This window comes from Stieleria bergensis (genome assembly GCA_007745635.1).
Taxonomy (GTDB): domain Bacteria; phylum Planctomycetota; class Planctomycetia; order Pirellulales; family Pirellulaceae; genus Stieleria; species Stieleria bergensis.
Genome location: CP036272.1, coordinates 3,226,110 through 3,250,669, shown reverse-complemented (window position 1 = coordinate 3,250,669; position 24,560 = coordinate 3,226,110). Strand labels below are relative to the sequence as shown.

The window sequence follows — 24,560 nt, the reverse complement described above, 5'->3', positions numbered from 1 at the left end:
CCAAAGGTCGTTATTACCGCATGCATGCGCAAAATCCTCATCACACTCAACACAATGGTCAAAACAAATACAGCATGGGAAAATCCACAAAACGCTTGACATCTAACACAGCCGCTCCTGCAAGCGGCAGGGTGTTGCTGACAAGGCGTGGCGAACGCCAAAACGGCTGATGGGATGATCGAACCGTGGTCGCTTGGCGACGGGGCCTACGACATTGGCGGCCGTCCATACGGCGTGCGTACCAGACCTTTGAATCGGTAACGCAGATTGATCAGCAATGATCTGGCAGCGTCCAGGTGTCTCAATCCTTCAAAGGCGGGGTGGCTGGAGAAAAGCAACGGCATCGAGGTGGACCGGATGTCTCGAAACTGGCTGATCAATGCCCCCGGCGCGAAGCTCTCTTGTCTGGCTTGCCAAATCGCTCGGTTCGCTTCTGGACCAAACAAACCGTAAGGCACCTCTTTCAACGTCGCTTCGCGTTTCTTGAAATACTCCTCCGCAGTCCCGGCAACCAACTGAAATCCCAGCTCGTTTGCGGCTCGATCGTAGTCGCCGTCCTGTTCGTAAATATCAACCAACAAACCCGAAGTGATGTAGTGGATCGGATAATCTTTGCTGGTTGTATCACGGTACCGCATCGCACCTTGAATGGCCTGGTCCCTGTCACCGAAGATCCAGTCTGCCCGACAGCGATCCATTTTGATCAGCAACGACATGGGACTTTGAGCGGCTGCCAACGACAACATGCGGTTCGCATCACTGCCACGGCCCAATGCGGTGCAGAACAATCCGTACTGGTGATGGTATCGCCAATCGAATTCGAACTGAGACGCAATCGACAAGAACAGATCATCGGCATCAGAGAGATTCTCCGTCAGCTGCCACTTCGCCATCGCCCGCACCAAATCGGACGTCGGAGAATCGGCGCCCAAGCGATCCAATGCAACAATCGCATCACTCGCTTCCTTGCGATACTGGTTGCAGTCTTGACCATCGGTACGGGCAGCCAAATACAGCGATGCCAGCGCCAAACCCACCAATGGCTCACTGACACGTTCGTCGGTCAGATGCGCGTGCTGAAAACACATCCGCGCCGAAATCAATCCGGTCGTGCTGTCGGGATCCGCCTGGGCACGCCCCTTCATCATGCACTCATAAGCCATTTTGTGCGGCGGATCTTTGGAGTCTTTTGATGGTTCAAGCGCCATGCCAATCCGATTGGCAACTTCAACCGCTAGCCCGCTCTGCAGCAAGACTTGATTTTCTTCGTTGTCATTCGTTGCCGGGGTCACAAAGCGGTCGCCGGCTAAGATGCTGCCGTCCTTGCCACTGAGGAGTTTCCAATCGAGCACCCAGAATTTCGCTTGGCCGCGATTCTCGCTGCTTAAACGCCCCGTTAAGAGCGCATCGACTTGGACGTCTTTGGCAGCCGACTTGACGTAGGACTGAACCGGCATCGGGCGGAACGGGATCACGCGCAATGAATCCAAGCGTGATAATTCGGATTCCAATGCCGACGAAAGGATTTCTCCTTTGCTCATCTTCCGACCAGCCAGAGGCATACCCGACCCGTCATTTTGGCCGGATGTGCCATCATCAAAGGGCAGCACGGCCAATGATCTGATCTCCGGCAGATCCTTGCTGGCCCCGCTAATGCCTTGTGCGGCAAAGAAGGCGGCCAGCAGACCACCGGTGGCGGTGGTCAAGAAGTGGCGGCGAGCAAAGGCTTTCTTTTCACAGGTCTCACCGTTTTCAGCATTCTTCTGCAGCGCACGCAAACGCTGTGCGGCCTCAAGCGCCGTCGGCCGCTGAGACGCGTCGTCACTGAGGCAGTTTTCAATCAATCCACAAACGGTCTCTGAGGTGAAGCACCGCATGCGTTTGCGCTGTGGCTTGCGTTGCAGTGTCAGCGCCAATCGATCGGCGGCTGTCTCACCGGGAATGGCGCGTTCACCGTAAAACAACTCATACAGCAAGCATCCAAAGGCAAACATGTCTGATGCGCTCGTGGTGCCCTGGCCGCGTGCCTGCTCGGGAGCCATGTACCCGGGCGTTCCCAAGATCACTCCCTCACGCGTGTCACTGTCGCTGCCGCCGATGAGCGTGTTGGAATCAAAGCGGGACAGGCCAAAGTCGATCAGCTTGACACGTGAAGTCACCGGGCTGCTGCCCGACGGATCATCGGACACCATCACATTGTGCGGTTTGAGATCTCGGTGAATCACTCCAAAGTCATGAGCTGCACGGAGCGCGTCAGCGACCTGAAACCCAATCCAAGCGGTCTGTTCGATAGGCAATGGCCCCGTTTCGATCAAGTCGTTCAGCGTGCGTCCACTAAGGTACTCCATCACAACATACGGCGTGTCATTGATCACCCCGACGTCAAACAGTTCAACAATGTTCGGGTGCGAGAGCGCTGCCACCGCTTTGGCTTCCCGTTCAAACCGCTCAACAAGTTGCCGCCGCCGCTTGGACTCGGGCACCATATCTTCAAAGCCCATCGTCTTGATTGCAACCGGGCGTTGCAAACGCATGTCCTGGGCCTGATAGACCACGCCCATGCCGCCTTTGGCGATGACTTTAGACACCGCGTAAGGACCGATGGACTTGCCAACCAGCGACACACGAAGAGACGAATCGGCGTCCACTCCGCTGGAGTGACCGCCGCTGGAGTGACTCGCGGGCGTTGATGCGCCGGCATTTCCTGAGGAGCTTCCCGAGGAACGCGGTGTGGCGCCGTCAGCCAAGTCGATGGCAACGGTTTCATTGATCGACCCGGAGACCGATGGAGCCGCAAAACCACTCTGGCCTGCAAAACCACGCTGGCCTGCGACCGTCGTTCCCGGCATCGGCGTCGGTTCAAAGGGCTTGCGATACGTTGCCGAATCGTCCGCCTCATCACGAAGCTCTTGGCCGATCGCTTCCAGTTCGCCGCGCAGCACGTCGACCAACTCCGGACGACTGTCATCACCGAGCTGTGACGAAAAATCAGCCACCACCTGATCGACACTGCAGGGCATCCCCGAACGCCAAGCTTGCTCGTATCGCAAACAGGCCTGATCGACCTGCGCTAAGAGGCCTGCGGACAATTCTTCGATTTTCATCCTATCCAATGCTCGCTGTGGAGGCTCGCGATGTATGCGTCACTTGGCTGACCCAAATTGATGTGCCTTATCCTTTCACTTTGTCTGTGGACTCGCCACCAGACAGCCAAGTTTAACTCCATCAAATTGTTCCAGAAACACTTCTGAACAACTTGGCTTGTTTGGCTGCGCGTTCGGTCGCCGAGAGAACGGATTTTAATCCCCTCACCCTGCGCGCCCGATTGATTCAGCCACTGCCGAGGTTGCTGGCGCGCCACGGATCCGGTTGGCACAGATCCGTCACCAACTTATCGAACGACCCCGGTTAAGAGATGTCCAGATTGTGGGGCGATCCGTCATCCTGCTCAAACAGCTTCCCGGACACACATTTCGTGCGGTTGCGGACATTGTATGGCTTCCCCGCGCGGTGGACAAACCGGAGTACCAGCAAATGGCTTCCGGCAGCACAATCTTAGACAAACGGACTCTCCGAGGACCCGCGCAACGACCAGCAGGCGTTGCTGATCAGTCGTCGGAGTCCGTGACCTCGGCCGCTTCGCTCCAGATCGTGCGAATTAATTGCAAGCGTCGTTCGGTGGCTCGTTTGCTGAGCCCCAGAGTCTCGGCGATCTCGTTGACCAAGTAGCCATCCATCCGCATCACAGCAATCTCTTTAAGCTGGTCATCGGGCAGCTGATCCAGCAGATTGTTACACGCTTCTTCTAGCTCCGCTGTCAGGTCTGCCGTGACATGGTCGCCCGCCACACCCCCGATTCCCGGCGATTTGCCCATTTCCTGGGGATCCAGAAAGACCGATTCGCCGCGAACCGACCCACCACCGCGTTTGAGCCTGGTTTGGTGACGCAGGTGCGCATTGACTTTCCGTCCGGTCAGAGTGATCAGCAGGCCCCAGAGATTGTCGGGGCCACTGAGGTCGGCAAACTGATCTCGTCGGACGCCCGCAATGAAACTGTTAAAGGCAGACAGCGCCAGATCTTCTTCGTCTCCGGTTCGCCGTAGATTTGCGGGCAAACGCTTGGCGGCCAGCCGAACCAGACGCTGAAAATAGCCTTCCCAAAGCTCGGCAATGGCGTCCTGGTCACCCTCGCGAACACGTTGGAGCGCCAGCGAGAATTTTTCTGCATCCGATAGGTTGTCTGACGGTTTGCTCATCACGCTCAGGTTAGAAAGTCCCGGAAGGCCAGCCAGGGACCATGATAACGAGTTCCCCAGTTCTACATCAGGGGACGCTGGCATTCTTGTGTTTTTTGGGCACGCACGTCTGTAGCCCAGCAGTTAGCGATGGCCCGCCCAAAAACCAACCTATGATCTCAAAAACGCAACGCGGACACTTAGCCGCTGACGGCTATTGGTGCCAGACCGATAAACAGGCGTCCGGCGATCACGTGGACGCCGTTCACCTATGCCTCTGGCGGGGCATTCCAAGTTTGCTGTATTGGCGATAACCCCCGCCGGACAATGAAGGGCTTCTCATGAACCTCCTGTTTGCTCATCTGTGCCGCCTTTATGGACTTACGGGGTTGAGATGGCGATGTCCGAAGATTCCGATCCATTTCAACGGGTGTTTTTCATGGCGCGTTAGAACGGGTGAAACCGCGCGTCTACTGTTCGGGATACTTCGGGCTACCGCGTGCCTCTGGATGCAGATATGCAACAAAACGACCGGCAGAAGCTGAACTGCTAGGTCGACCAAGAGGGCTGAGGGTCGGCTCGGACAGAGGCGTGCAAGGAGGCGAGTAATCATAGAATCAACATCTTTAGAGGGCATTCTTGTGGGCTTCCCAATTTCTAACTTCCGTTCGCACAGAGCACTTGTCCTGTTCTTCGGCCTTGGACTAGCAACTCTTCTTGCTTCGCCTGCCAACGCAGCAAACAACTGGGTCAACGAAGCGTTTGCTGTCAAGACACACAACTTTGGTACCGTCGGCGTCGCATCCAAGACCGAGTTCCGATTCGAAATTTTTAATCCGCTCGACCAGCCCATCCATCTCTCGAAGGTACGACGCTCGTGTGGTTGCACCACTCCGATCATCGAGACCCCATGGATTCAACCTGGCGAAACCGGGTCCATTCTCGCTCGTTTCAATACCGACACCTTCCGAGGCAAAAAAGGTGCCACGTTAACCGTCGTGATCGATCGGCCCACCTATACCGAAGTGCGTCTTCGCGTTGACGGCTACATTCGCAGCGACATGGTCTTCCATCCCGGAGAAGTTCATTTCGGAACCGTCGATCAGGGTGACACCAAGTCCTCTCAGACCAAGGTGCTGTACGCCGGACGTAGCGATTGGCAGATTCGCAACATCGAAAGCAACGTCGATTGGCTTCAACCAGAAGTCAAACTTAGCAAACGAGGTGGCGGTCAGATCCACTATGACATCATCGTGAACATTCTAGAGCACGCTCCGGAAGGTGATTTTCTAAACCAATTGACGCTGGTGACCAACGATACGCGGCAACCCCGCGTCCCGCTACGTGTCTCGGGATCGGTTGCCCCTCCGATTCAAATCGCACCGCGAAACATCTCGATTGCCGATATCAAAGTCGGCGACGTCATCAGCAAACGTCTGGTGCTCAAAGGCAAACAGTCATTCCAGCTGCAAGACATTCAGTGCGAAGGCTGGGAGATCAGCTTCGAACCCACTGAGGACCCAAAGAACGTGCACATCGTCAACGCACAGTTCAAAGCCATCGCGCCACAACCACGCAAGCAAATCACCGTGAACGTGCAAACCGATGACAATCAAAGCCAATCGGGGTACGCCACGGTGCTGACCACGTTCGCTGCCGACGAATAGGCGTTTGCGTTTGACAACGCCATCGAACGCTCGCGCCGTGACAAGAAATCACGGCGCCAGCTCAGTAAAGCCAGCTCAGTAAAGCCAGCTCAGTAAAGCCAGCTCAGGCAGGCTCTCTCATCACTGACAAAGCCTGTCGGCAACAGCGGCCGACTAGTTGGCTTCTAGCGTCAGACGATGGATTTGATACCGGCAATCGTAGGCCCCGATAAAGACTGCACTGGCGTCGGGCGTCGACCAGTAATCCCCCAGGCTCATCTGCTCTGGCTTGCCTTCCCAACGGATGATCTGGCGTCCATCAACGCTCACGCGAACGCCTTCGGGACTGACTTTTACCACCACTTGGGAAAGCTGATCTTTGCGCAACAAGTTGCCTTGATAAGTGGTCTCGTTGCCGACATTCTGTCCGTCAATGTTTTCCAGGGCCGACAACGTGCGATCACCGGCACGATAATTCACCAGGCTCGCAAATCGATGACCTGAACGATTCAGCCCCAGCAGAAAACCGTTTGCCGCATCCAGCGGCTTAACGAGTGCCGTGATCTGGTAGCTCTCGGGCAACTTGGCAGGGATTTCCAACCGCACTCCGAATGCCTTATTGGACCGCAAGATGCCGTCCTTCATTTCCCACTCGCCACGCTGGAACTGCTTCTTGATGTCCAACCCCTCCAGCAGATCAATTCGTGTTGCCGGCGGAGGCGAATCTGCCTGCCAGACGGTCGTGACTTGATCTTCATACAAATCGGACTTCAACTGGCCAGGCCGCGGGGCCGTGTTGCTGGCATCGCGAACTTGTAGATAGCCCCAGATTTCAGTCTCTCCCTTGTCGGTCTGAATGTCCACGCGATAGCTGACCGGCGTCGGACGCTCGAAGGCCGCAACCTTGACGTTGATGGTGCGTGATGACTTGTCGGCAACCTTCGTGAGTTGCGGCTCATTGACAGTCAAGGCATCGATCCAAGGACCGTCAATCGCGGTCTGATAACGCACGCGAACACCTTGAACCTGGACCTTCTCGGGCACATCAAGCTTCAAGCCAACCATTTGTCCAGGCCGGGGTCGTTGCGGAAAGGGCAGGGCACGAATCTCAAAGGCTGGGTCGGCACTTACTGCGTCCCCTTTACTGGGCTTCCATCCCATTCGCTGCTTCTGGTCTTTATCGAGCCAAGAGAGATTCAAGCCACCTCGATACTGGCCTTGGCTCATCACGGACCCATTGCCTGGCTCCGGGTGAGGCAATCCAACGGTGTGCCCCAGTCCCTCATGGTAGACCACGCACTCTGACCCCAAATACGGCACGCGCCACCCATCAGCACTGACCAGCCCCCAACCTTTACCGCGATCAGCCATGTAGGTGGCCCGTGCGCCGCCACGTGACGACCCCGGAAAGTGCAGTCCGTTGCGATCAACACCTTCAAACCGAAACGTGCCGTCTATGTGGATTAGCCGATAAAAATCGTCCAACGGACGGTGATTGATTTCACTCAACACCAACAAGATGGGAAAGCCGGCCTGCTGGTCGCCTCGTGCGAACTTGAGCCGCTGGTCGACTTCGCTCAGCGTTTGAAAGAAGATTCGATTGGCATCGCCGCGTCGCAGCTCTTGCGTGGTGGCGTTGGAAACAAACGGCTCAGGATGAACTTGGATGTTTAACTTGCTTTGACCTTGGAACTCCCGTCGGTGAAATCGCTCCAGACGCTCCGCATAGTAATCCAGTCGATCCCGCCAGTCTTGCAACGCATTGCGATCCTGGGGAACAAAGTACACGACTTTCACATCGATCGTCGACGTGTCATGGCGTCCATCCCACGTTTTCGTTCCGGCCGCTGCCGACAGAGAAGTAAGCGCTAGCAGAACGCACACACGGACCAGAACACGGCAGCTTGTCAGCAACATTGGGATCACTTGGACGCAGAAAAAAGGTTTAAACAGAAACTGACTGCAGTGTAACTCTCCCCAAGGCCACGACCATGCCTCGACGCCGCAACCAAGGCGATTCATCGGGGAACCAGAGACAAAACTGCCGCAATTTGTCAGCTTCCCGTCAAGGCATCGCTGCCCGCGCTGGGGCTGAGTCCCCGCGCGTTCCCCGGCAACGACAGCCACCATCCCGGATGGGGCTGCGCGAACGTTTCTCGGGCTCATGGAGTCCTATTGCCACCGGGGAGCGTCAACCGGTCTGCAATCTAAGCCAGGGAGTTGCTGAGAACTGGGACCGCATTCGCGGGTGCGGATGCTGCCGTTTTCGATACTCCCAGGCTCCCAGAGCTGGCATAACGCCCGTGATTTGCTAGCAAAACAAGCTTCCAAGACGACGCCCCAAATAACCTATTCAACCTAATCTCGGCGACACCGAGCTATCAACGTTGGCCACTTGAAGGGCAACCAAGCGACCGAAGAACTACCTAAGCATCGCAAAAGGTGGGGAATAAAGTCACTAATGCGACTTAAAACGCCCGTATCGCTACCTTAAGAGCATTCGCGACCCTCTGACTTTCTCTTATTTTCAAATAAAACACTTGTATGAACAATCCCCAAGGGGTAGAAAGACGCCTCTGCAACGGAATAGCGTGGATCGGGGCATTTTTAACAGGAGCAGAACATGTCTTTTCATTCTCATCTCGGCGGCCCAGGAGCCATTCGCTTCTCGCGGTCTTGCCCAACCTGTGGTAGGCGGATTCGCTTGCAAGCTCAGCAACTGGGACGCCAAGTCGCGTGCCCGCATTGCTTGGCAGAATTTCAAGCATCCCTCCAAGACGACGATCAATCTGTGGCCATCCCAGGCCCGAGCAATCCCAAAACTCGTGACCTGATGGAGCGTGTTGATTCGGTGCTGGAACAGGTGGCTCTAGAGCAAGCAGCTCTTCGCGCGACCTACACCCCAGTGAACTCATCTTACTAACGAAGTGCATCCGACCAAGTCAGGGAAGCATCACCGGACAGAACGGGCATGCTGTGAACCACCATCCAGAGCAGCGGCCTCTTGACGAAGGCCCATCATTCCAATGGGTGAACCGTAGGCATTCGATCGGTGGGCACTGATCGTTTGCACAGGCAGTTGAAGCCGGCTCCATACCGAACCGATTGACGACAGGCACTCATTGGGCAACCGCCTGCAGCATTTGGTTACGGCGATGGCGGAACGTTGGGGTAACGTTCCGCCATCTTGGAGACGGCTTCAGCTACCGTGCTTCGAAACTCCTCTGGCCCCAACACTTCCGCGTCTGCTCCGAGGGACAGCACCTTCGGCAGAATCTCTCTTGGATGCGAAGCGGGCACCGTCAATAGAAAGGAGTCTTCGGTTTCTTGTTCCAAGCCTTGATCGGGGTGCCAAGGATCCTCGCGCACATAGGCTGCACTACGAGGCGACAAGCGAATCTTGACCTGTGCCGACGCCTCACCCGAGAAGATACCGATGCTGCTGCCTAGATACTTTGACAGGTCGATGTCTTCGTCGGGACGAAAGTATTCATCCAGGATCAAAGCTTTGTGGAAGCGATCGAGTTTCCAGTTGCGCAGTCGCTGACCGGTAGACTCCGTTCCCGACTCGGCTGCGACGACATAGATACTGCTTTGGTACACCGCCAGTCCATACGGTTCGATCTTTCGTGTTGAAATGGGTTTGCCAATGGACTGGTATTCAATTTCCACCAACCGATGCTCCAGGATGGCTCGGTTGATCGTTTTGAGCATGCCTTCTTGTTTTTCATACGTTTTGGTGGGCGATCCAAAAACGTGTAGCGCGGCACGATAGCGGGCGTAGTGATCAAAGACCCCGTTGGGAACGGCCTCCTGGACTTTGTTCCAGAACGACTCAATCCCTCGCCAATACTGCGTCCCCATTAGAGGAAACAGCAGATCGCGGCCGATGGAAAGAGCGATCAGCTCGGTGGCAGAGATGCCGATTTCATGGACATCGGTGGTATTTTGCCCCAGTTTGAAGACCCGTCCGCGTTGAACGTTTTCGTTCTGGATATCGAAGCCAGCGGCCTGCAGTGCTTCGACGTCACGCCGAACCGTCCGCTCGTGCAGTTTGGTCAGCCCCAGATCAGCGACCAGATCGTCACGCAACTCTTCCAGGGTGCGTCCAAATCGGGAAAGCTCCAAGAGCTGCAGCAACTTGTGTTGCCGAATCAGTTGTTCGTTACGGGCCATGAGTTACAAACGCGAGGTAAAGTCTGCGACGCGAGCCGTGCTCGGACTCCCCCCGGAAACCATGGAACAAGGCATCGTCGGTTGGCGCATGGAGCGGCTGCATGGGACCCCAATTTGTCGTCGCTCGGAGCGTCTTCGTCGGATCCCGTGAATGATACAGGCGGTTCATTGTGCCAGGGCTGCGGCGAGCGTCAACTACCACAGTGGGTGAAACCGCGCTGGCGACTGCCTGCAGCGGTGTGCGTGGGCCACCGGGTCGCTGGCCAGAGGCAGTGTGGAAAGCTACGGTTTCCTGACCAAACGCTCATGATTGATCGCCATTGGCCGTCACGAGCGGGAAAATGCTGGTTTCACTGTTCCCAAATGGCTGCCAATGCTTCATATTTGCCGCTGATCTCGCCCGCTTAGAATGCCGTCTTTCGATGTCTTGTCGGCGAGGCCGCAAACTCACCCGATTTGACAAAACAGTATGTCACTTGAACCCGACTTTGTTTCAGCGTTAGAAAACCAACAGATTGAACTTGCCGAAGACACAGCCCTGAAGCTGCAGGAATTCGCGCAAACCATGTGGACTTGGAATGAAAGCTTGAACTTGACTCGGCATACCACGTGGGAGCGTTTTGTTTCGCGAGATCTGCGTGATTGCTTGCAACTGGCTCCGCTGCTGGATCCAGGCGAAGAAGTCTTGGATCTAGGAAGTGGTAACGGAGTGCCGGGAATTCCGCTGTCGATCTTGAGACCCGATATTGAAGTCTCGCTTGCCGAATCAGTCAACAAACGCGCCAACGTCTTGGGCGAGATGGTGAACGAACTGCAACTGCCGGTCCCCGTGTTTGCGGCGCGCGGAGAAGACTTGCTGGAAGACTATCGCTTTAGCACGGTCGTCAGCCGCGCGGTAGGCAGCATTGCCAAGCTTTGCACTTGGGTGGAACCTCACTGGATCAACGTGGATCGCATGTTGCTGATCAAAGGTCCAAAATGGATTGAAGAACGAAGCGATGCCAGGCACAAAGGCTTGCTGGCCGAGTTGCAACTGCGGCGAATCGCCTCGTATCCACTGAGTCAGGACAGCGAAGAAGCCGAAGGAGCCATCTTGCAAATCTGGCCCAGAGGTCGCCAACTGACCATGCAAAATAGCTAGCCACAAAACGCGAGCTATCGCATGAAGCGGAAACGATGTCGCCGACAGATCGGCCGCTAGGCGAAATTCGGTGTTGGCGGCCGATAGTCTTCGACTTTAATGGTCTTGAACCAGTCGATGGTTTGTTTCAGGCCGGACTCCAAATCAATCTTTGGCGTCCAATCTAAATGCTTGATCGCCAATGAAATATCGGGTTGACGACGCGTCGGATCGTCTGCTGGCAAGGGCTGATAGACAAGCTTACTGGACGAGCCACTGATCTGGATAACCTTTTCTGCCAACTCCGCGATCGTGAACTCGCCGGGGTTGCCGATATTCACTGGCCCATGAAAACCATCCTGCTCCATCATGCCGATGATCGCGGCCACCAAGTCGTCGCGGTAACAGAACGACCGGGTCTGTGATCCATCGCCAAAGATCGTAATGTCCTCACCGGCCAGCGCTTGGCGAATGAAGTTTGAAACAACTCGCCCGTCGAACGGGTGCATGCGTGGCCCGTACGTATTGAAGATTCGCACGATCCGCACGTCGACATTATTGGATCGCTGATAATCGACAAACAGAGTTTCCGCAGCACGCTTGCCTTCGTCGTAACAGGCACGTGGTCCGATCGGGTTGACACTGCCGCGATAGGACTCAACCTGTGGGTGAACCTCTGGATCTCCATACACTTCACTGGTGCTGGCCTGCAGAATGCGAGCGTGACAGCGTTTGGCGAGCCCCAGCATGTTGATCGCGCCCATCACGCTGGTCTTCATGGTTTTGATGGGATTGTATTGATAGTGGCCCGGTGCTGCTGGACAGGCCAGGTTGTAGATCTGATCGACCTCCAAAAAGATCGGCAGGGTCACATCATGCCGAATCAACTCAAAGTTGGTCCGCCCCAACAGATGCGTCACGTTGTTCTTTTGGCTGGTAAAAAAGTTGTCCAGACAAATCACATCGTGACCCTGATTGACCAGGACGTCACAGAGATGGGATCCTAAAAAGCCAGCGCCACCAGTGACCAGGATTCGCTTAAGCATAAGTAACGGATTCGGTTAAGGGAGTTTGCTAATCATCGATCACCATGACGGTTCATGAGATCGTTCCACCGCTGACAGCGTCAATGCCGCCGAGATGGTTACTGGACGGGTTGCCAAACGCGGTTATCTAACAACCGTGTGCTACCAAAGCGCGCGGCAATCAGCCCAACAAATGGCTGCTGCAAATGTTCGATCGGTTGTAGTGTATCCGCATCCAACAGCACTGCGTAGTCAATCGAGTCAACTCCGCCAACGGGTATGCCCGGGACGGTAGCGGTCGCGCCACCCGCGTCAACCACTGTGCCAGCAGACAGGGTTTGCGTCATCAACTGCTGCAACGCTTGGACGTCATGCACGCCGTTTTCGATCGCCTGATCGGCTTGCGCGAGCGCCAGCGACAACAAACGTGCTCGCAGTCGTTGATCGCTGTCAAGGTAACGGTTGCGGCTACTCATCGCCAGCCCATCGGATTCTCGAATGATCGGGCACCCGACCACTTGCACCGGCAGGTTTAGATCACGCGACATGGCCCGAATGACGCAGAGCTGCTGATAGTCTTTTTGTCCGAAAAAGGCGTGCGATGTCGGCACCAAATGAAACAGTTTTAAGACCACCGTCGCGACACCTCGAAAGTGCGTGGGACGGGAACTGCTCTCCCAACCGCTCGCCACCTGGGGCGGTTGAACATAGGTACTAAAGCCCGGCGGATAGATCTGTTCCGCAGTTGGCAGGAACACCGCATCGCAACCGGCGTCAGCTAAACCAGCTAGGTCTGCATCCAAGGTCCGAGGATATTTACCGAGGTCCTCGCCTTCGGCAAACTGCGTTGGATTGACAAAGATCGTCGCACAGCAGAGCCGACAATCGCGTTTGGCTTGGCGCACCAAGGACAAGTGACCTTCATGCAGGGCGCCCATGGTGGGCACTAAACCGACCGTCCGATCACGATTCGCGTCGGCCCACTGCAACGCCTGCTCAGGCGTATGAAACAATTCCATCGCTTACGGCATTCCAGAAATGGCTTCTTCCAATACGGTCTCGCTAACATAGATCGGCAGCGGCGGATCGAAGGTCACCGCGACCGCGATGGCATCACTAGGACGTGAATCGATCTCAATCAGCTCGCCGCTTGCGGTCTTTAAACGCAGTTGAGCATAGTAGGTTTGCTGATCCAATTCATTGATCAAGATGCTGTCGACCGATGCCCCCAATGCTTCCGCGGTGTTGACGATCAAATCATGCGTCAACGGACGCGGCGGCTGAAAGCTAGCTTGCTTGACACGCTTGTCGATGCTGGTGGCTTCAAAGATTCCAATCACGATTGGGAATTCGCGATCGCCTTCGACTTCACGAAGAAAGATGATCTGACTTTCAGTAAGCTCGGAAATAATGATCCGAGCAAGTTGCATCTGTACGGGCATGGCCAAGTCACGGTCGGTTGCTGATTGACTTCGGTGGACACTGCGACGGCAGCGATCCTGTCCACCATGCATTGTAGCCCATTGCGGCAGGCGTGGTCAGGAGCGTTCAAGCCCTGGCCCGTGCCGCTGGCCACATTCCTCGGCACGAAGTGTCCTTCGGCCATGAACTTCGAAGAAACGAGGCGTTCAACGCCACACTTCGGTTACTGCTTTTCCAATCGGAAAATCGTCACGCCCAAAGGCGGCAAATCGACGCTCAGACTGTCCGGTCGTCCGTGATGCTCAATCCCCGTGGTGTGCAGACCGGGATAGTTGCCGACATTGCTGCCACCGTAGCGATCGCTGTCACTGTTGAAGATTTCATGCCAGTAACCCGCTTCGGGCACGCCGACTTGGTAGCCCTTTCGAACGATGGGAGTGAAGTTACAGCAGACCAGAATCGGCGCTGTTCCCTCAAGACCTTTACGCAGGTAAATCAGCGTGCTGTCCTGCCAATTCATGTTGTCGACCCATTCAAAACCCTCGCCTTCAAAATCCAGCTGATGCAGGGCGGGGTTTTCAATCACGACACGGTTCAGGTCAGCCACCAAGTCTTGGATGCCGCGATGGGTTTCAAAATCCAGCAACAGCCAATCGGGGCCATCATCGTGGTTCCATTCACTCCATTGAGCCAATTCGCCGCCCATGAACAGCAGCTTCTTGCCCGGATGGGTCCACATGTACGCATACAGCAAACGCAGGTTGGCAAACTTTTGCCACAGGTCGCCCGGCATCTGACTGAGCAGCGATCCCTTGCCGTGGACCACTTCATCATGTGAAAGCGGCAGGCAGAAGTTTTCTGTGAAGGCGTAGATCAGGCTAAACGTGAGATCGTTCTGGTGGTGGCAGCGATGAATTGGATCGCGATGCATGTATCGCAGCGTGTCATTCATCCAGCCCATGTTCCACTTGCAGGTAAAGCCTAGCCCGCCGTCATAAACGGGACGGCTAACGCCCGGCCACGCGGTGGACTCTTCGGCAACGGTGATCGCACCGGCATGGTTCTCATGCACCGCGACATTGAACTCACGCAAGAATTCAATGGCCTCCAGGTTCTCACGCCCACCGTACTCATTGGGAACCCATTGGCCGTCTTCGCGGCTGTAATCCAAGTACAGCATGGAGGCAACGGCATCGACGCGTAACCCATCGATGTGGTACTTCTCCATCCAGAACAAGGCGTTGGCGATCAAGAAGTTTCGCACCTCGTTGCGGCCGAAATTAAAGATCATGGTGCCCCAATCAGGATGCTCACCCTGACGTGGATCAGCGTGCTCATACAACGCCGAACCGTCAAAGCGTCGCAACCCGTGCTGGTCTTTCGGGAAGTGGGCCGGAACCCAATCCACGATCACACCAATCTGGTTGCGATGCAAATAGTCGACAAAGTACATGAAGTCTTCGGGACTTCCATGTCGACTGGTGGGCGCGAAGTAACCGACGATTTGATAACCCCAGGATCCAGTGAATGGATGCTCGCTGACAGGCATTAATTCAACATGGGTGAAGTTCATGCGGTTACAGTAATCCACCAAGCGATGGGCGAGATCCCGATAGTTCATCCAGCCGTGCGGTCCACCGGGAGCTTTCTGCCAGCTGCCCAGGTGACATTCATACACGTTCATCGGCGCACGCATCGGATCGCTATCGGCACGCTTCTGCAACCACTCGGAGTCCGTCCACTGGTACTGTCCCAGATCGGTCACAACCGACGCAGTCAGCGGTGGAAGCTCGGCAGCAAAGCCAACGGGATCCGTTTTATCGACCCACTGTCCAGATTCATCTAGAATGCGAAACTTGTACTTGTCGCCGGCTTTAGCTTGCGGGATGAACAACTCCCACACGCCAACGGACATGTCCAACCGGGCCACATGAGCCCGGCCGTCCCATCCATTGAAGTCTCCAACGACTTGCACGATGCGAGCATTGGGCGCCCAGACCGCAAAGTTCACGCCCGACACACCGTCCACGGTCCGTAGCTGCGCGCCCAAGAAGTCATGCAGAGCATAGAGTTTTCCTTCGCCAAACAAATAGCGATCAAAATCGCTCAGGAGCGAAGGAGTGCCGTAGGGCTCGTTGATTTCGACTGTGTCGCCTGATTTATCCGCCATTTCAATTCGATATTGTTTGCTGCTTGTCCCCGCTCCATCTTCTCGTTTTGATGGCTTCCAGTCCACCGCCTCTTCGCAGATCGCTTCAAAAAAACCCGCCGGATGCAGTTTGCGCATCGGACGCCGCTTTCCCGTGGCTTGATCAATCACCCATGCCGCCCGCGCCTGGGGCAGGAAACTGCGCACGGCAGTGGCTTGCTTCCCTCGATACTGTACCGGATGGGAACCTAAAATTTCCCACGGATTCTCAAGATGTCCGTCAACAAGCTGTCCTAATGTGCTTAGTCCGATTTCGCTTTGCATGTCTCGAAGGCTTGGGTTTCTGGGGCAGGAAACAATCAATCAAGTGTTTGCCTGAGGGATTTCTCCGCACGCGCGTGATCACGCTTGGTGGAAATCATCAAAGGTCAGTCGTTGACGACGACGCTGACGCACGAACACCGGCGGTGCCGAGTCATCTCCGTTTGAGATCAGCCGTCGAAAACGATTGCTTGGTTCTGGGATCGGCAAGTGCCTGTGAGAAAGCGAATCCTCACCCGCCGGCACTGCCTGCTCCGCCCGCCTTGCGGTCCCATGGTGGGCCGTGTTCTCGGAATGACCAAGCTGACGCGGGTTTACCGACTGAAAGGGGCGCCGGGGGTGGCGCTGTGGGTAATCCGCGCGAAGCCACTGAGCCTCACGACCGCTACCATTTATCGGCTTTCTACCGGTTAAATCTAGCGGGTTAGAGTGGGCAATTTCAAATTGGTCCACCAACGGTTCAGCGTCTGGCCTTGCTGGGGCAGAAGGGGCGGGATGTTGTCTTTGTTCGGCGGGTAAATGTTGTCGCTGTGGCGCCGAGGCAGCAATCTGCGATTCGGATGCACTGGCCAGCGACTCAGTGTCGTTCAATCCACCGCTCACCAGCACCGAACTGACCAAGCACGCTTGCACCTGATGGATGTCGACGGCGTGTGCGATGCGCTGCCAAAGATCTGCGTGCTGCACTTGGATTTGTCGGCCAAAGTGGTCCCACATGAAATCGGTGCGGCGCCAGCGTGGCAGTGATTTGGCCAGCGAGCGAATGAAGTAACGACTATGGCTGTAGATGGTGACCGAACTGGGCCCCTCTAAAGCTTCTAAACCACGCACAGCGGCCAGCAACGTCAAGCGATTCAAATCGCCGACATCGTGATCACTGGCTTCTAATAGAGTCTGCCCGTCGGCCCCGTGAAGAGCAAAACGCCACTGCCCACGATTGAGGTGCCTGCAGTGAGCCTGCAGCGTCAACAAGAAATCGGTCGCGACCGGAGTGATCTGGTGGGAGGGGAATCCAGAAGTCGGTACAGCGATTGGCGGATTCTGTAACGCGCGAAGTGGCGGTTCTGAATCGGGGCCGACGGGATCAAGGGGACTCGATAGCTTCACGTCACGCGACTCCGTATGCGTCTTGGGAAGGCATTTGCAAACCACCAATGGCACGGGTTGTCAGCGAGTGGTCGCGACAGGTCCATGCCAAGCACTTGTTGCCAGTCAATGGGTCAGTTGACTGAGCTGCGCCTGTGGTTGGTTGGCAATTAGGCATCCGGGCCGAAATGATCAAAGCAGTCCATCCTTGGTAAGAAAGCACGTGAGACTTGCCCGCAAGTTGGGAGGGGCAGGCCGTCTCCTCGTGCAAGAGTGGATTCGTCACATCTTGCCGCGTCGCCAAAGCTTCACCAAGAGTTTTTCTTGACGCCGCTTATCACCCGCTGTCAGGATAGATCCAGCCGGTACAATCTGTTCTGTTTCACTTTTGATCATGCGCCCCCTTCGCGAGCAAATCAACTCACTCCACCTTGCAAGCCCATGCCGAAACAACAACCAACCGATAAGCAACCCTGGTACAAGGATGGGTTGAGCTTCCAATGCACACAGTGCGGCGAATGCTGCAGCGGTGATCCTGGCTATGTGTGGGTTGATCCAGATGAGATCCAACTGATGGCCGATCAACTGGACATGGAAGTCGCGGACTTCGAAGATCAGTTCATTCGCAACGTTGGCTCACAGAAAAGCCTCAAGGAATACTCCGACGGCGACTGCATCCTGCTGGACCCCGAAAAACGCACCTGCATGGTCTATGCAGGCCGGCCCATTCAATGCCGCACCTGGCCATTCTGGGATTCGACGTTGGAGTCTAAGAAAGCCTGGAAAGAAACCTGTGATGTCTGCCCCGGCGCCGGCAAAGGAAAACTGTATACGCTGGAGCAGATCGAAGTGCAGCGAACAGAAAAGTCGGTGTGATTCAGCATCACCCGCCCGTTTGCCAGGAAGGGGTTGGTTGTCGCTGCTTGCCGTTGGCGTTGCCCTGGGTTTTGGTGCGTGCAAGGACGGCACCCTACTATTTTGTCAACAACCCATCCGCCGTTTGGCGGTACTTGAACGTCAGGCTCACTCAGCTTGCTGCTGGCACAGTTCGATCGCATCGGCAGCCAACTGGCCGTCCAACAACGGAGAAACCTTGCCCGTGCGAATTGACTCCGCCGCCGCATTGATCTCCTGAACAAAACTGTCGATCTCATCGCCACCCCCCAGTTCAGGATGCTCGACCGTTCCATCTTGATGCAAAATCACCAACGGGATGTTGGCGGTGGTTCCATCGGCGTAGGCAGCAAACTCAAACTGGATCGTGGCTCGTTCGAACGACACCTCATAGCCGTGGGTGAACCCGCGTCCCGGTGAATTGATCACACCACCACCGGCAGAAACCGGTTTGCCGTCTGGATAAACGAACAGTGTCTCAAAGAGTTGCGGCACGCCCTCTTTGCGAAGACTGCTGGAGTGAACCGCTTCGGGCATGCCGAACAGCACGCGAATCAGATGAGCATCGTGAACATGCAAGTCAATCAGCGGGCCGCCGACCGTTTCCGGATTGTAGAAATCGGGGATCCAATCAGGCGGTGAAATCGCGCGTTTGAATCGACCTGCAACCGGCTCGCCGAATCGCTTGTCATTCACGGCGTCAACCAGCAGCCGAAACTCTGGCATAAAGGGCAACACATGAGCGACCATCACATCGCCAGGGCTTCCCATCTGAGCCAGTCGCAACGCATCGGCAGCATTGAGCGCCAACGGCTTTTCACACAGCACTTTCTTGCCAGCGGCAATCGTTTTCTCGATCGCATCGGCATGCAGGTGCGGCGGCAAGCAAATGTCGATGCAGTCGATGTTGGGGTCCTCCAGCATCTGATCCAGGGTCTCATACACCGCCATACCGGAGACATCGATCTTTTCTCCGGGCGGGCCAAAGTTCCCCTGAATGCTGGTCCAATCGCCGTCCCGTTTGGCGGCATCACGACTGCAAAAGGCAACCAGTTCCGCCTGCTCACTGCGTTGGTACGCCAAATAGTGAATCCAGCCCATAAAGCCGACGCCGACAATTCCCGCTCGCATGATCTCTCTCAAAGCCTTTCTTGGGGTGAATGATTGAATCAGGCCCTAGTGTAGGCCTTGAACCCAGCAAAGCCTAGCCACAGTCCAACGGTGACCACAGCCACACAGTGAGAGGAAGGGACGCTGTTAAGAAACCATCAGCGTCAACGAGGCGACACCGTGTCAACCAGACGGCACCGTACAGTCCGTCGCAAACCGGAGGGCGTCAACCGCGCCGTCGCGGCGAAACCAGGATCTCGGTGGAAAAGTCAGGTCACCGCAATGGAATTCCCACCTCCGGCGTTCAGTGTTGGCGGTATGATCAATCGACGGTCAGTTCGTTCGAATTCGTGTTCCCGCGGTGGCTTCGAAATCAAAGGACGCATAGACGACAGGATTGGATTATTTTAGGGTTACCCCTGGCGGTCCGCTGGCCATCCATTTTCCATCAGCCAACTGCCTCAGCCCGCGTTCTATCGGCGTTCAGCCTCCGACCGCTCATTCCTTTAGCCCGACCAGCGAAACCAAATGCGAAACATGTGGCGTTCCCTTTTGATGATTCTGCTTTTTTCAGCAGCTTGGCCAGCATCGTTGCCCCTGCAGCCCCATCGAGTCAGCGCCGCAGGACCGCAGGATGGCCCCTGGCCGCAGTGGCGTGGACCTGACAGCAACAACCATGCACCAGCCGACGCCAAGCTGCCCTTGCGATGGAATTTTGAAACCGGTGAAAACATTCGCTGGAGAACACCGTTGCCAGGACGCGGCCACAGCACACCGATCTTCACTCGGTTTGGCGTTTTTCTAACCACGGCTGATGCCGAGAAACAAACTCAGTCGGTGTTATCGATTGACCCGCAGACTGGGCAACTGCGTGACGAATTTGTACTGCACCGCGGAACCTTGCCCGAACGCATTCATCCCAACAACTCGCATGCTTCCCCGTCGATGGCTTCCGATGGCAAGCGTCTGTTCGCCGCGTTTCATACCAATGACTCCATCGCTCTGACCGCGCTGTCGGCCGACGGGACTGTCGAATGGCAAAAAATGGTTTGCCAGTTCAAACCATCGCTCTTTCAATTTGGTTACGGTGCCAGCCCAATCATCGAAGACGACCTCGTGATCATCGCCGCCGAATATGATGGCCGCGACAGCGGGATCTACGCACTGGATCGTGAAACGGGCAAACAGATTTGGAAAATCTCCCGTCCCCAAAACCTGAACTTCAGTTCGCCAATCGTGGCCACCATCGCTGGACAGCGTCAATTGCTAATCGCGGGTGCTGACACCTTTTCGAGCTATGACCCAAGGACAGGGCAACTGATCTGGCAGGTCGCCAGCACCACTGAAGCAATTTGCGGGACGCCCGTTTGGGATGACCGCTATGTCATGATCAGCGGCGGCAATCCAATTTCAGGCACCTGGTGCGTGCGAGCCGACGGACGCCCCAGCGAAGTCTGGTCCAATCGCGTCAAGTGCTATGAGCAGTCTCTGCTGGCGATCAAAAATTACGTCTTTGGCGTTGCCGATTCCGGCGTCGCTTACTGCTGGCAAATCAAGGACGGGCAAGAGCTCTGGAAGACGCGTCTGTTCCCAGGCGGAGTTAGCGCTTCACCACTGCTTGCTGGTCGCTACGTTGTCGCCGCTAACGAACGCGGCATGATCAGTCTCTTTGAAGCCACCCCCGCTCGGTTCCGTCCCGTCAACGAATTTCAAACCGGCAACTCGATTTTCGCTACTCCGATCTTGATTGGTGACACCTTGTACGTTCGGACTGCCGTGACCACCGGCCGTCAGCGTCAGGAATACCTGATCGCCATCGGCAAGTAAACACAAACGCTGAAATCCATACCATTCCATCCCCACCGTCTCGCTCCTCCCTGAAGGTTCCTCTGATGAAATTGCGTTCTCTCTCATTCGCCTCGCTGATCCTTGGCCTCTTTGCTGGCACCTTGCATGCTGACGATCCAAGTGAAACGCCAGCCAACCAAGCTGGCATCGCTCCGGTCAAACACATGATTGACACGCACATTCACTTTTACGATCCAACGCTCGACATTCCGATGACGTGGCCGCCAACGGATGACAAAGTGCTCTACAAACCCCACCTGCCAAAGGAGTACGGCCCCATTGCCAAAGCGAGCGGCGTGACCGGCGTCGTGATTGTGGAAGCAAACGAGACCCTGCGCGCGAATTATTGGATGCTGGATTTGGTCAAAGACGACCCGTTCTATGTCGGCTTGGTCGGGCGAGTGGACATGCCGCAAGACAGTTTCGGTGAAACTCTGGCAGCGATCGCCAAGGACAAACGCTTGGTCGGCATTCGGCCACGCGTCTTAGAGGATGGCAGCTTCACCGATCCAGCGGTCATCGAGAATCTCCGTGAACTCGCTCGCCAAAACCTGACCATGGATTACCTGACCAACAGCGGCGGCATCAAGGGACTGAAGGTGATTGAAACCGTCGCCCGCGAAGTCCCCGAGTTGACGATCGTGGTCAACCACTGCCTAGGCTACGATTTTGACGGCAAGCCTGCCAGCAAGCAATGGATGCGCGCTGTCAAACGCTTAGCAAAGAACAAGAACGTTTACTGCAAGATCTCGGGACTGTACCAGCGCTCGGTCCCCCAACCTGCACCTCAAGACATCAAACACTTTGAACCCGTCCTTGAAATGCTATGGGACCAGTTTGGTTCCGGACGTCTGATTTACGGTAGCAATTGGCCGGTCACCAAACGAACCGATGACTACGCTAGCTTCGTGCGTTTGGTTGACCAGTTCATCACGCCCAAAGGTCAGCAAGCCCGCGAGAACTACTACTGGAAGAACGCAGCCACCGCCTATCGATTGCCGCTGAAGTAATCGGACCGATCAGCCAAGGTTCGGTCATCCCAAAAGCCGTTTTGGCGTTAGCCACGACTCTTGCAGCAAAACCCTTGTATGTTACATTCTAGTGGCGTTTCGTTGGACACTACAGATGCAGTTGCTTTAGCCTCTGAGCGTAGCGAAGAGGCTAAAGCAACTGCGGCCGACGGCAGATCGTTGACCCTCGAGTGCTGCAACGCAGACACTGTGCGGGAGCTGGATCGTCGTCGGCCTTTGGTAAATAGCCCGAACAGCCGCCTGAGCCGAGACAAGCTCTCGAGCTCGCATTTGCAAGGAAGGGATACATCCAAGATGAGTTTTCAACACTTTATCGGAATCGATGTCTCAAAAGCCAAGCTTGATCTCGCGTTTGATGAACAAGCCACGACAACAGTCGTTCCCAATGATCCAAAGGGAATTGATGAGCTAGTGGATTTGTTGCCAGAAGCGAAGTCTTGCCTGATCGTAATTGAGGCCACTGGCAACTACGAACGTCCACTCGCTGTGCGACTTGTTGAAGCCGGCCATGTTGTCTCTGTGGTCAATCCGAGACAAGTGAGAGACTTTGCCAAAGCGATTGGAAAATTGGCAAAGACTGACAAGATCGACGCACGCATCATCGCACTGTTTGGGAAATTGACGAGGCCTCGAGCCGTCGCCAAAACCAAGCAATTGCAGGGTGAATTGGATCAGCTTGTGACTCGAAGAAGACAGTTGATCGGCACCAGAACTGCCGAGAAGAACCGACAGGGACAAGCCGTGTCCGGAGCGGTTCGCAAGAGCATTCAGCGCGTTCTCGATGCAATCAACAAGGACATCAAAATGATTGATCGTGAGATCCAAAAGCTTGTGCAGTCTGATGATGACTGGAAGCATCGCGCCGAATTACTTGGGACGATGCCTGGTATCGGCGATGTGACATCAGCAACGATCATTGCAGAGTTACCAGAGCTTGGCGACCTGAACCGACAGGAAATCGCCTCGCTCGTTGGACTAGCACCGTTCAACCGGGACAGCGGGCAGATGCGAGGCAAGCGTTCGATTTTTGGAGGCCGTGGATCAGTGCGATCGGCGCTCTACATGGCCGCACTGAGTGCTCGCCGATACAACCCAGCGATCGCAGCCTTTTCCAAGAGACTGGCCGAACAAGGCAAGCCTCCAAAGGTCGTTATTACCGCATGCATGCGCAAAATCCTCATCACACTCAACACAATGGTCAAAACAAATACAGCATGGGAAAATCCACAAAACGCTTGACATCTAACACAGCCGCTCCCGCAAGCGGGAGAGTGCAGTCAACGAATGGTCAACGGTTCTCCGATCAATAAAACCCTCCCGTTCAGTCAACACCCCATCGGACGCTCACGCGCGTCTACAACGGCTATTCCCCGGCATCCACCTTGCCTGGAACTCGGCCTGTGGGGACGACGCTTGATGCGGGCTGACAGTGGGCCTCCTGATCGTCGAAAAACAAATGCGGCTGGAAGGTTTCCAAAATCTGTTTTTTGGAAACGCCCCCCATAAAGAACGCCTCATCGATCCGCACGTTCCAGCGATTCAACGTCTTGATCACACGTTCGTGCGCCGGCATGCTGCGAGCGGTGACTAAAGCAATCCGCACCGCGGGTGTCTGCCCGAATCTTGTATCATGTTGCAGAAACGAAAGCGTTTGCAGCAGCCGAAAGAAGGGACCTTCGGCGAGCGGGACTTCTGCATTGGTTTGCTCATGTTCAATGAACTTCTCCAGCCCATCCTGCTGATAGATCATTTCCGAATGATCTGAAAACAACACGGCATCTCCATCGAAGGCAATGCGAATCTGATCAATGTGCTCAGAGACATTCTCCGGGGCGCTGTAGACAAGGGCCGCTGGAATCTCCGCTTCCAATGCCATCTGCACATCAGGCAACGATGTGGACAGAAACAGGTCCACATGAAAAGCGCTTAAGTAAGGTGCTATGTCAGCTCCGCCGGACAAGAACGAACGCTGAATGTCGTGCAGACCATGATGCTTGATCGAATTGAATAGTCGCTCACTGGTCGAAGGATCATTGCGGGAGGCGACCAGGATTTCCGCTGGCCGCGTCTCATCGGGCCCAACCTTCTCGTTTAGCCTCAGCACGGACTTCACCAGTGGCATTCCGGTGCCGGCCATCAGAGGTTGATCGGCGTGTGCCATTTGAAACGCGCGATACGCGTCAAGGCCTTGCTCTTGGAACACCTGATCCGCTTGCGTCATGTCAAACAAAACGCTCGAACTAACGCCAATCACCAGGGTGTTTGAAAGATCAACGGGCATACGGCGACACCGCAACGAGAATGGGGCAAACCTTGGAGTCGTTGATGAGAACGTCATCAACAGATTGCACTCATGCTACAACAAAACCAAAACCATCGGCAACCGGAGTGTTCTCCAGTTGCATAGAGCGACATGCTTGCACCCACCAATCAAGGATTTGCGGCCACGGAAAGCAGTGGTGCAAGCACGGCACCCTCGTGTTCTGTTGATGACAAC

Annotated in this window: 18 protein-coding genes; 7 read left to right on the top strand and 11 right to left on the bottom strand. The window is 55.5% G+C overall.

The annotated features are described in order from the left end of the window. Positions 1–206: 206 nt before the first annotated feature. Both SV7mr_RS11195 and SV7mr_RS11190 read right to left on the bottom strand, forming a co-directional pair. Positions 207–3,104, bottom strand: a complete 2,898-nt coding sequence (locus SV7mr_RS11195) for a protein kinase domain-containing protein (protein WP_145271991.1) — start codon at positions 3,102–3,104, stop codon at positions 207–209. Between the two features lie 504 nt (positions 3,105–3,608). Continuing rightward, positions 3,609–4,256 (bottom strand): ECF-type sigma factor, encoded by a 648-nt coding sequence (locus SV7mr_RS11190; RefSeq protein WP_145271989.1) that lies wholly within the window; start codon positions 4,254–4,256, stop codon positions 3,609–3,611. A 620-nt stretch (positions 4,257–4,876) separates the two neighbouring features. Between SV7mr_RS11190 and SV7mr_RS11185 the strand changes: the two genes are divergently transcribed. Further along, positions 4,877–5,902, top strand: coding sequence for a DUF1573 domain-containing protein (locus SV7mr_RS11185; RefSeq protein ID WP_419188398.1), 1,026 nt, complete (start codon positions 4,877–4,879; stop codon positions 5,900–5,902). Positions 5,903–6,055: 153 nt separating this feature from the next. Here the strand turns inward: SV7mr_RS11185 and SV7mr_RS11180 are convergent, their stop codons facing one another. Further along, entirely contained in the window at positions 6,056–7,798 is a 1,743-nt protein-coding gene (locus tag SV7mr_RS11180) for a hypothetical protein (protein ID WP_145271985.1), read from the bottom strand. 706 nt (positions 7,799–8,504) lie between these two features. Here SV7mr_RS11180 and SV7mr_RS11175 point away from each other — a divergent pair. Then, entirely contained in the window at positions 8,505–8,804 is a 300-nt protein-coding gene (locus tag SV7mr_RS11175) for a response regulator (protein ID WP_145271983.1), read from the top strand. A 224-nt stretch (positions 8,805–9,028) separates the two neighbouring features. Here SV7mr_RS11175 and SV7mr_RS11170 read toward each other — a convergent pair whose 3' ends face one another. Then, positions 9,029–10,057 (bottom strand): helix-turn-helix transcriptional regulator, encoded by a 1,029-nt coding sequence (locus tag SV7mr_RS11170; protein WP_145271981.1) that lies wholly within the window; start codon positions 10,055–10,057, stop codon positions 9,029–9,031. A 469-nt stretch (positions 10,058–10,526) separates the two neighbouring features. Here SV7mr_RS11170 and rsmG point away from each other — a divergent pair, with 469 nt between their 5' ends. Then, a complete protein-coding gene (gene rsmG, locus SV7mr_RS11165; RefSeq protein WP_145271979.1) occupies positions 10,527–11,198 on the top strand; it encodes a 16S rRNA (guanine(527)-N(7))-methyltransferase RsmG in 672 nt (223 codons plus the stop codon). A gap of 56 nt (positions 11,199–11,254) precedes the next feature. Here rsmG and SV7mr_RS11160 read toward each other — a convergent pair whose 3' ends face one another. The 5 genes from SV7mr_RS11160 to SV7mr_RS11140 form a co-directional block, all read right to left on the bottom strand. Continuing rightward, complete coding sequence (locus tag SV7mr_RS11160) at positions 11,255–12,223, bottom strand: UDP-glucuronic acid decarboxylase family protein (protein WP_145271977.1); 969 nt, start codon at positions 12,221–12,223, stop codon at positions 11,255–11,257. A gap of 98 nt (positions 12,224–12,321) precedes the next feature. Beyond that, the gene (panC, locus tag SV7mr_RS11155; protein WP_145271975.1) at positions 12,322–13,221 is read right to left on the bottom strand and encodes a pantoate--beta-alanine ligase; all 900 of its coding nucleotides are present in this window, start codon (positions 13,219–13,221) and stop codon (positions 12,322–12,324) included. Between the two features lie 3 nt (positions 13,222–13,224). Continuing rightward, positions 13,225–13,644, bottom strand: a complete 420-nt coding sequence (locus SV7mr_RS11150; RefSeq protein WP_145271973.1) for a bifunctional nuclease family protein — start codon at positions 13,642–13,644, stop codon at positions 13,225–13,227. Between the two features lie 203 nt (positions 13,645–13,847). Then, on the bottom strand, positions 13,848–16,097 hold the full coding sequence (gene glgB, locus SV7mr_RS11145) for a 1,4-alpha-glucan branching protein GlgB (protein ID WP_145271971.1): 2,250 nt from the start codon (positions 16,095–16,097) through the stop codon (positions 13,848–13,850). Positions 16,098–16,175: 78 nt separating this feature from the next. Beyond that, entirely contained in the window at positions 16,176–17,201 is a 1,026-nt protein-coding gene (locus SV7mr_RS11140; RefSeq protein WP_419188397.1) for an RNase H family protein, read from the bottom strand. Positions 17,202–17,621: 420 nt separating this feature from the next. Between SV7mr_RS11140 and SV7mr_RS11135 the strand changes: the two genes are divergently transcribed. Continuing rightward, a complete protein-coding gene (locus tag SV7mr_RS11135; RefSeq protein WP_145271969.1) occupies positions 17,622–18,056 on the top strand; it encodes a YkgJ family cysteine cluster protein in 435 nt (144 codons plus the stop codon). Between the two features lie 147 nt (positions 18,057–18,203). On the opposite strand, the gene SV7mr_RS11130 is transcribed toward SV7mr_RS11135, so the two are convergent. Beyond that, positions 18,204–19,205, bottom strand: a complete 1,002-nt coding sequence (locus SV7mr_RS11130; RefSeq protein ID WP_145271967.1) for a Gfo/Idh/MocA family protein — start codon at positions 19,203–19,205, stop codon at positions 18,204–18,206. A gap of 516 nt (positions 19,206–19,721) precedes the next feature. Here SV7mr_RS11130 and SV7mr_RS11125 point away from each other — a divergent pair. From SV7mr_RS11125 to SV7mr_RS11115, 3 genes are all read left to right on the top strand, one after another. Then, positions 19,722–21,011: an outer membrane protein assembly factor BamB family protein gene (locus tag SV7mr_RS11125; RefSeq protein WP_419188396.1), complete on the top strand. Its 1,290-nt coding sequence runs from the start codon at positions 19,722–19,724 to the stop codon at positions 21,009–21,011. Positions 21,012–21,076: 65 nt separating this feature from the next. After that, entirely contained in the window at positions 21,077–22,042 is a 966-nt protein-coding gene (locus tag SV7mr_RS11120; RefSeq protein ID WP_145271965.1) for an amidohydrolase family protein, read from the top strand. A 315-nt stretch (positions 22,043–22,357) separates the two neighbouring features. After that, entirely contained in the window at positions 22,358–23,302 is a 945-nt protein-coding gene (locus SV7mr_RS11115; RefSeq protein WP_145268727.1) for an IS110 family RNA-guided transposase, read from the top strand. Positions 23,303–23,426: 124 nt separating this feature from the next. Here SV7mr_RS11115 and SV7mr_RS11110 read toward each other — a convergent pair whose 3' ends face one another. Next, positions 23,427–24,344 carry a 5'-nucleotidase gene (locus tag SV7mr_RS11110; RefSeq protein WP_145271962.1) on the bottom strand — a complete coding sequence of 306 codons (918 nt, stop codon included), beginning with the start codon at positions 24,342–24,344 and terminating at the stop codon, positions 23,427–23,429. Positions 24,345–24,560 lie beyond the last annotated feature (216 nt).

Bases quoted from the DNA above. Each gene is read 5' to 3' on its own strand.
- SV7mr_RS11195 (WP_145271991.1), bottom strand. From the start codon at position 3,104: ATGAAAATCGAAGAATTGTCCGCAGGCCTCTTAGCGCAGGTCGATCAG.
- SV7mr_RS11190 (WP_145271989.1), bottom strand. From the start codon at position 4,256: ATGAGCAAACCGTCAGACAACCTATCGGATGCAGAAAAATTCTCGCTG.
- SV7mr_RS11180 (WP_145271985.1), bottom strand. From the start codon at position 7,798: ATGTTGCTGACAAGCTGCCGTGTTCTGGTCCGTGTGTGCGTTCTGCTA.
- SV7mr_RS11175 (WP_145271983.1), top strand. From the start codon at position 8,505: ATGTCTTTTCATTCTCATCTCGGCGGCCCAGGAGCCATTCGCTTCTCG.
- SV7mr_RS11170 (WP_145271981.1), bottom strand. From the start codon at position 10,057: ATGGCCCGTAACGAACAACTGATTCGGCAACACAAGTTGCTGCAGCTC.
- rsmG (WP_145271979.1), top strand. From the start codon at position 10,527: ATGTCACTTGAACCCGACTTTGTTTCAGCGTTAGAAAACCAACAGATT.
- SV7mr_RS11160 (WP_145271977.1), bottom strand. From the start codon at position 12,223: ATGCTTAAGCGAATCCTGGTCACTGGTGGCGCTGGCTTTTTAGGATCC.
- panC (WP_145271975.1), bottom strand. From the start codon at position 13,221: ATGGAATTGTTTCATACGCCTGAGCAGGCGTTGCAGTGGGCCGACGCG.
- SV7mr_RS11150 (WP_145271973.1), bottom strand. From the start codon at position 13,644: ATGCCCGTACAGATGCAACTTGCTCGGATCATTATTTCCGAGCTTACT.
- glgB (WP_145271971.1), bottom strand. From the start codon at position 16,097: ATGCAAAGCGAAATCGGACTAAGCACATTAGGACAGCTTGTTGACGGA.
- SV7mr_RS11135 (WP_145271969.1), top strand. From the start codon at position 17,622: ATGCCGAAACAACAACCAACCGATAAGCAACCCTGGTACAAGGATGGG.
- SV7mr_RS11130 (WP_145271967.1), bottom strand. From the start codon at position 19,205: ATGCGAGCGGGAATTGTCGGCGTCGGCTTTATGGGCTGGATTCACTAT.
- SV7mr_RS11125 (WP_419188396.1), top strand. From the start codon at position 19,722: ATGTGGCGTTCCCTTTTGATGATTCTGCTTTTTTCAGCAGCTTGGCCA.
- SV7mr_RS11120 (WP_145271965.1), top strand. From the start codon at position 21,077: ATGAAATTGCGTTCTCTCTCATTCGCCTCGCTGATCCTTGGCCTCTTT.
- SV7mr_RS11115 (WP_145268727.1), top strand. From the start codon at position 22,358: ATGAGTTTTCAACACTTTATCGGAATCGATGTCTCAAAAGCCAAGCTT.
- SV7mr_RS11110 (WP_145271962.1), bottom strand. From the start codon at position 24,344: ATGCCCGTTGATCTTTCAAACACCCTGGTGATTGGCGTTAGTTCGAGC.